This window comes from Lactobacillus sp. VURO6/B1 (VP7), assembly GCF_058139575.1.
The window spans coordinates 116,041-124,136 of the sequence record NZ_JBVOWJ010000007.1 but is presented as its reverse complement, the minus strand read 5'-3'; the positions used below and the strand labels follow the sequence as shown (position 1 = coordinate 124,136).

Below are 8,096 nucleotides of genomic sequence, written 5' to 3'. Positions count from 1 at the left end.
ACAAGGTAAAAGAAAAAGAACCAAGCAGTTTATTAGCTGCTTGATTCTATTCATTTAAGCTCTATCAACAGGATTTGACAAAGAGCCATTTAAGTTTTACTCAACCTTTTTAAAACTCGTATTAAAGGTTTATTATTCTGAATCTGATTATTTCTATATTCATGTATAAGTTGTTCTTCTTGTTTACTTCTAGGCCTAGATGATTTTCTGATTTGTTCTTCAGAAGGAGAAATTAATCTAAATTTATTTTCCATGATGTTATCCTCCTACCTTCCTAATTCTACAAACTACCACAATTAAATTCAACTGTCTATTATTTTAAACTGTGGAACGTAAGTTATAAGGTAATTAAGCATATCAAAATCTACTATAACATGGTCCTTAATAAATAATTTGACGTTTTCTTCCGAATACTCATCATTAGCAATTTTAAGTGAAACGTTATAGAGCTGTTTTTCTAAGTCCGTTTTTGGCCCTAAATTAAAGATCAAAAAATTATTTTGCAAAAAGTCTACAGTTGCTAATAAAGCTGTTCTTTTGTTCCCATTGCTAAATGCCTGGTATCTGGCGATTGTATACCATAGACTAGCAGCTTTAGTGATTATTGTTGGTAGACGATTTTCTCCGAAAACAATTGAATTCTCAACTCTGTATAATAAGTTTTCAATTATGCCAGGCTCTTTTAAATAATAGTCACCGCTATATGATTCTTCATTAAAAATTTCTTGAGATTTAAAGTTTAGTTCACAAGTTCGTTTTACTGTTAAATAACTTATCGGCTGAGCTATAGCCAGTAACTTCTTTAAACCATTTAAAGTTGGAATTTCCATAATTGATGTACCATCTTCATTTGGCACTATCTTATTCCTATTGCTTTCGGTAGGTATTGGTTTCCACTTTTCTTTGGTAAGTAGTCCTTCACCAATTATTTCAGCAAATTCATTTAATTGCATTGTATTATCTTTTGCGTTGGGATCAAAAGGAAAAATTACAAGTCCATCATATTCTTGGTTTTTATAGTGAAATCTTTGCATACTGTTTCTCATATAAAAATTATATTATGTTCAAATTTTATCATTATCTTTAGGAAGCGTATTGGCATTATAACTTCTTCTGTTTAGTTCTCGAGTATAAATTCTTGTCACTAACCATTTAGAATACTCAAAGCAATAATATAAAAAAACAGTTATAAAAGCTAGTTTAAGGAAATAAATATATTGAATTTTATTAGGTGAAAACAATACATTTATTTTTAGATTAGGGCAACATTTGTTAGCATAACCAGCTGTAATCAATTATTTTATAGTTTTTTAACTTAATGGTTAGTATTCTTCAATGTACGAAATATCTTATACGTCTGGAAAGGCTAAAATCGACTTCATATGTCGAAATTATTGCTATAATCGTTGATATAAAGGTATTTTAAGAACTGAGTACAATATCTGTTTTCCCAATAATATGCAGTTACATTCTCATGTTGGTAATTTATTTTTGCTAGTATGAGAATTTTTAGTTTTTTGGAAGTTATAACAGCCCACTAAGATTCTTGCACAAGTATTCTGTTGAAAAATTATTTCTAATTTAAATAATAAAGAAGGATTGGGTCGCACGAACTGCTTGTATTTGATATAATGATTGCAAAGTTTTTTGACACTATGATTTCTGCTTCAAACAGAATATTTTACAAATTGTCAAAAAGGTTTATAGTGTATACACGTCATTTTTTAAAGGTGGTGCAATGATGAAAAAATCTTATACAACCAGTGCAAATCAAGTATTAGAAATTGCACGTGAACAAGCACAGAATTTTCATCATCGTTTAATTGGTACTGAACACGTACTACTTGCGATGGTAATTGAATCTGATGGTGAAGCCGGCAAAAATTTGCGGGCTTGGGGTGCAACACCGAAAGCGATTCGTGAAGAAATTGAACGTTATACAGGCTATGGTTCAGCTGGTAAAACCAGTTACATGCAAATGTCACCGCGCCTCAGCATGGTCTTGGCATATGCTGGCACTTTAGCAGAACGTGAAGGTTCCTCTAAAATTAGAACCTGCCATATTCTATTAGGCATGGTGCTCAATGAACAAATATTGGCATCTGTAATCTTACGTAATTTAAATATTGATCTTGATGGTTTGCGTAATGACATTTTACACAGTTTAGGTGAAGACGAACAAGACATGGATAACAGTGATCAATCTGATGATAGTAGCTGGTCCAGTTTTAATGGCACTGAAGAAAGCACTAATAAAAATTCAAGTACGCCAACTCTTGATCAGGTTTCAGTTAATTTAAACGAACGAGCTGAAAATGGTGAAATAGATCCTGTTATTGGTCGAGATCGAGAAGTAGCTCGAGTTATTGAAATTTTATCCCGGCGTAATAAAAATAATCCGGTTTTAATTGGGGAACCGGGTGTTGGTAAAACGGCAGTGGCAGAAGCGATAGCAACTGCAATTGTTGCGAAAAAAGTTCCACACGATTTATTAAAAAAGCAAGTGGTGTCACTTGACTTAGGTGGTCTTGTTGCCGGCACTAAATACCGTGGTGAATTTGAAGACCGCATGAAAAAAATCATTAAAGAAATCACTGCAAATGGCAACATCATTCTTTTTGTGGATGAAATGCATACTTTGATTGGAGCCGGTGGCGCTGAAGGCTCAATTGATGCAGCTAATATTTTAAAGCCATCTTTAGCGCGTGGCGATATTCAAATGATTGGTGCCACAACTTTTGATGAATATCAAAAATATGTTGAAAAGGATCAAGCATTAGCACGTCGTTTTCAAATTGTACGATTGAATGAACCTTCTCGCACTGAAACGCTGGCAATTTTAAACGGACTGAAATCAAAATATGAAAAATTTCATCACGTAAAAATATCACAGTCTGCATTAGAAAATGCTGTTGATCTTTCAAGTCGCTATATTTCTAATCGTTACTTACCGGATAAAGCAATCGATTTGATTGATGAGGCAAGTGCTGCTGTTAAAATTAAATCCGGTAAAGGCTCTAATAACCAGTTGCTGCAAATTAATGATCAAATTGAAAAAGTTATTAGTGAAAAAAATCATGCTGCTGTTAATCAGAACTTTGTCAAGGCTGCGCAACTCCAAGAAAGACAAAACAGTTTACAAAGAAGACAGGACGAATTAACAGCCAAATTTGATTTGGCAACTAACAAGGATGCTACAGTGCAAGCAGAAGATGTTGCAAAGGTAGTTTCAAATTGGACTGGTGTTCCTGTTACCCAAATGAATCGTGATGAAACCAAGCATTTGGCTAACCTTGAAAAAGACCTGCATAAACGGATTATTGGTCAGGAAAAAGCAGTTTCTGCTGTTAGCCGGGCAGTGCGCCGTAGTCGCAGCGGTATTAAAGATGAAAATAGACCGATTGGTTCCTTCTTGTTTTTGGGACCGACAGGTGTTGGTAAAACCGAATTGGCAAAAGCAATTGCCGCAGCCATATTTGGTTCTGAAAACAATTTGATTAGAATTGATATGTCTGAATATATGGATCAAATTGCTAATAGTAAGTTAATTGGTTCTGCTCCAGGATACGTTGGTTATGATGAAGGCGGTCAATTGACTGAACAAGTTCGTCGGCATCCATACTCGGTCGTACTATTTGATGAAGTAGAAAAGGCCCATCCAGATGTATTTAATTTATTGTTACAAGTTCTGGAAGATGGCTTTTTGACTGATTCCAAGGGTCGGAAGATAGACTTCAAAAATACAATTATTATTATGACCTCTAATCTGGGTTCCCGTTCGCTGTTTGAAACTAAAGCTGTAGGATTTAATGCTGATAATACGAGTCAGATAAAACTGCGACAGGATCGCGTTCGTGAAGCATTAAAACAGTTCTTTAGACCTGAATTCTTAAATAGAATTGACGAAACAGTCATTTTTGATGAGCTTAATCAAAAACAATTACGTCAAATTGTTACTCTTTTAACTCGTAAACTAATAGATCGTTTGCATAAGCAAGACGTACAGCTCAAAATTTCTCGTGCGGCTCTAGATAAAATTGCAAAAGATGGTTATAATCCCGAAATGGGCGCAAGACCCCTGCGTCGTGCAATTCAAAAAGATATTGAAGATGAAATTGCTACAATGTTGATCAAGGGCGATCTTAATAGTGGTGATATTCTTAAAATTGGTTGCAGTCACAATCATTTAAAATTTGAAGTTAATAAAGAAGATAAAAATAACTTAGTAGGGGCAAAGTAAATTAATTGACACACTTGTAATAGTTTGTTATAGTAGTGCGTGATTAAAAGGCTGATTTTCAGGATTTTGCTGATCTATTGTCCAGCAAAATAATAAAGGACAAAAACGACAATTGTTGTTTTTGTCTTTTTTATGCATAAAATTCCGGCTTTTTGAATTTGTAATCAAAATGTAATATTAGCTTTCTCTGACAGAAAGGGTGTTTTCTCCTTGTTAAATGGACACGTAGTGAATTTTGGCAAACATCGGACAAGACGTAGCTTTTCCCGCATTAAAGAAGTGCTGGATCTGCCTAACTTGACAGATGTGCAGACCGAATCATACCAATGGTTTTTGGATGAGGGTATTAAAGACGTTTTTGACGATATCATGCCAATTAGTGACTTTTCAGGTAAGCTTTCCCTGGAATATTTGGGCTATAAACTGCAAAAGCCAAAATATACCGTTGACGAAGCACGTGATCATGATGCAACTTATGCTGCTCCCATGCACGTTACTTTAAAATTAACTAATCAAAAAACCGGTGAGATTAAAACTCAAGATGTTTTCTTTGGTGATTTGCCATTAATGACTGAATCTGGCTCATTTATTATTAATGGTGCTGAAAGAGTTATCGTTTCGCAGCTGGTTAGGTCGCCAAGTGTTTATTATTCTGGCGATTATGATAAAAATGGTCGCCAAATATTTGGTACTACAGTAATTCCTAACCGTGGTGCCTGGCTTGAATATGAAACTGATGCTAAAAATGTTTCTTATGTTCGAGTTGACCGTACTCGTAAATTGCCTTTGACTGTTTTAGTCAGAGCTCTTGGAATTGGTTCAGATGATGAAATTTTAGATCTTTTTGGCCAAAGCGATACATTACAATTTACTTTGGATAAGGACGTCCATAAGAATCCAGCTGATTCTCGTGTAGCTGAAGCATTAAAGGACATTTATGAACGTCTACGTCCTGGTGAGCCAAAGACAACTGATTCTTCAAGATCACTGCTTTATGCACGTTTCTTTGACCCACGTCGTTACGATTTAGCACCTGTTGGTCGCTACAAAGTTAACAAAAAGTTATCTTTAAAGAGTCGCTTATATGGTCAAACTTTGGCAGAGACATTAGCAGATCCTGATACAGGTGAAATTATTGCTAAAAAAGGTACTATTGTAACCCACGAAGTGATGGATACACTTGAAAAGTATCTTGATCGTGATGATTTTAAGATGGTTACTTACCAACCATCTCAAGAAGGCGTATTACCTGATCCAATTAACGTCCAGGAAATTAAAGTTTACTCCAAAGTAAATCCAGAACGTGTTGTCAAATTGATTTCTAATGGTCATATTGATAAAAAAGTTAAATATTTGACACCAGCTGACGTTCTAGCATCAATTAATTATTTCTTCCTATTACAAGATGAAATTGGTACAACCGATGATATTGATCATCTTGGTAATCGTCGTATTCGTCGCGTGGGCGAATTGCTGCAGAATCAATTTAGAATTGGTTTGGCTCGTATGGAACGTGTTGTAAGAGAAAGAATGTCAATTCAGGATCCTTCAACCGTTACACCACAACAATTGATTAACATTAGACCAATTGTAGCCAGCATCAAAGAGTTCTTTGGTTCATCACAATTGTCACAATTTATGGACCAGCATAACCCGCTTGGCGAATTAACGCATAAGCGTCGTATGTCAGCTTTAGGGCCTGGTGGTTTAACTCGTGACCGTGCAGGATATGAAGTGCGGGATGTTCACTATACTCAATATGGTCGTTTATGCCCAATTGAAACTCCTGAAGGTCCAAACATTGGTTTGATTAACTCTCTTGCTACGTATGCAGTGATTAACAAATACGGTTTTATTGAGACACCGTACCGTCGTGTTTCATGGAAGACACACAAAGTTACTAACAAGATTGATTATCTTACAGCTGATGTTGAAGATAACTATATTATTGCTGGTGCTAATACTCCACTTAATCCGGACGGTTCATTTAAAGATGATCTTGTTTTAGCACGTCATAAAGAAGATAACGTCGAAGTTAGTCCAGATAAAATTGACTACATGGACGTTATTCCTAAGCAGGTTGTTTCGGTTGCCTCTGCATGTATACCTTTCTTGGAAAATGATGACTCTAACCGTGCATTAATGGGAGCTAACCAGCAAAGACAAGCTGCACCTTTGATTAATCCTCATAGCTGCCTTGTCGGTACAGGTATGGAGTATCGTGCGGCTCATGATTCAGGAGCTGCTGTTTTGGCTAAAGCTGCTGGTACTGTTGAATATGTTGATGCTAACACAATTAGAGTTAGACGCGATGACAGCACATTAGATAAATATACACTGGAAAAATATCGTCGTTCAAATAATTCAAAATCTTACAATCAAACTCCTAACGTTAATTTAGGTGATAAGGTTGAAAAAGGTGAAGTTATTGCCAATGGTCCGACAATGGATCATGGTGAACTTGCTCTTGGTCAAAATCCTGTTATCGCCTTTATGACTTGGAATATGTATAACTACGAAGATGCCATCATGCTTTCTGAGCGGCTTGTTAAAGATGATGTTTATACTTCAATTAGTATTGAAGATTATGAATCTGAAGCTAGAGACACTAAACTAGGTCCTGAAGAAATCACTCGTGAATTGCCAAATGTTGGTGAAGATGCACTTAAAGATCTTGATAGTCAAGGTATTGTTCGTGTAGGTGCCGAAGTACATGATGGAGATATTCTGGTTGGTAAAGTTACACCTAAAGGTGTTACTGAATTATCAGCAGAAGAGAGACTTCTTCATGCTATCTTTGGTGAAAAAGCACGCGAAGTTCGTGATACCTCATTGCGTGTTCCTCACGGTGGTGGCGGTATTGTCCGCGATGTCAAAGTTTATACCAGAGAAAATGGTGATGAACTTTCTCCTGGTGTTAATACTTTAGTAAGAGTTTATATTGCACAAAAGAGAAAAATCCAAGTTGGAGATAAGATGTCTGGTCGTCATGGTAATAAAGGTACTGTTGCCGCAGTTGTGCCAGAAGAAGACATGCCTTATTTGCCAGATGGAACTCCAGTAGATATTTGTTTAAACCCAATGGGTGTTCCTTCACGTATGAATATTGGACAGCTTTTGGAATTACACCTTGGCCGTGCAGCAGATAACCTAGGTATTCATGTGGCTACACCTGTATTTGACGGAGCCAATGAAGACGATGTTTGGGATACTGTTCATAAGGCTGGTATTGATAAAGATGGTAAAACCGTTCTTTACGATGGCCGCACCGGTGAACCATTCCATAACCGCGTTTCCGTTGGTATCATGCACTATTTGAAATTGACTCACATGGTTGATGATAAGATTCACGCACGTTCAATTGGGCCTTACTCATTAGTAACGCAACAACCTCTTGGTGGTAAAGCACAGTTTGGTGGGCAGCGTTTTGGTGAAATGGAAGTTTGGGCTCTTGAAGCATACGGTGCTGCATATACTCTGCAGGAAATTTTGACCTACAAATCAGATGATGTTGTTGGTCGTGTTAAAGCATATGAAGCAATAGTTAAGGGTGAAAGAATTCCTAAGCCAGGTGTTCCGGAATCATTCCGTGTTCTTGTTAAAGAACTGCAATCATTAGGTTTGGATATACGTGTTCTTGATATGAATCATAAAGAAATTGAATTGCGTGATATGGATGATGATTCAAATGAGCATTTGAACATTGATACCCTATCCAAGATGGCGGAAGAGCAACAACGGAAGAAGTTAGCCGAAGAAACCGCTGATTCTGAAGATAATAAAACGGAGACAGAAGAACCGAAGGTCCCTGTAGATAAATCTGACGATGATAATAAGATTTCTCAATAAGTAGGAG

At 36.4% G+C, this 8,096-nt stretch carries 4 protein-coding genes; 2 read left to right on the top strand and 2 right to left on the bottom strand.

From position 1 onward, the window contains the following. Positions 1-89 precede the first annotated feature (89 nt). Positions 90-254 carry a hypothetical protein gene (locus ACZ2M0_RS05500; RefSeq protein WP_156962767.1) on the bottom strand — a complete coding sequence of 55 codons (165 nt, stop codon included), beginning with the start codon at positions 252-254 and terminating at the stop codon, positions 90-92. Between the two features lie 48 nt (positions 255-302). After that, a complete protein-coding gene (locus ACZ2M0_RS05495) occupies positions 303-1,034 on the bottom strand; it encodes a type II toxin-antitoxin system death-on-curing family toxin (RefSeq protein ID WP_052697095.1) in 732 nt (243 codons plus the stop codon). A 707-nt stretch (positions 1,035-1,741) separates the two neighbouring features. On the opposite strand from ACZ2M0_RS05495, the gene ACZ2M0_RS05490 reads away from it, so the two are divergent. Then, entirely contained in the window at positions 1,742-4,240 is a 2,499-nt protein-coding gene (locus tag ACZ2M0_RS05490; RefSeq protein ID WP_490058793.1) for an ATP-dependent Clp protease ATP-binding subunit, read from the top strand. A gap of 210 nt (positions 4,241-4,450) precedes the next feature. Next, on the top strand, positions 4,451-8,089 hold the full coding sequence (gene rpoB, locus ACZ2M0_RS05485) for a DNA-directed RNA polymerase subunit beta (protein ID WP_490058789.1): 3,639 nt from the start codon (positions 4,451-4,453) through the stop codon (positions 8,087-8,089). The last annotated feature ends 7 nt before the right edge of the window (positions 8,090-8,096 follow it).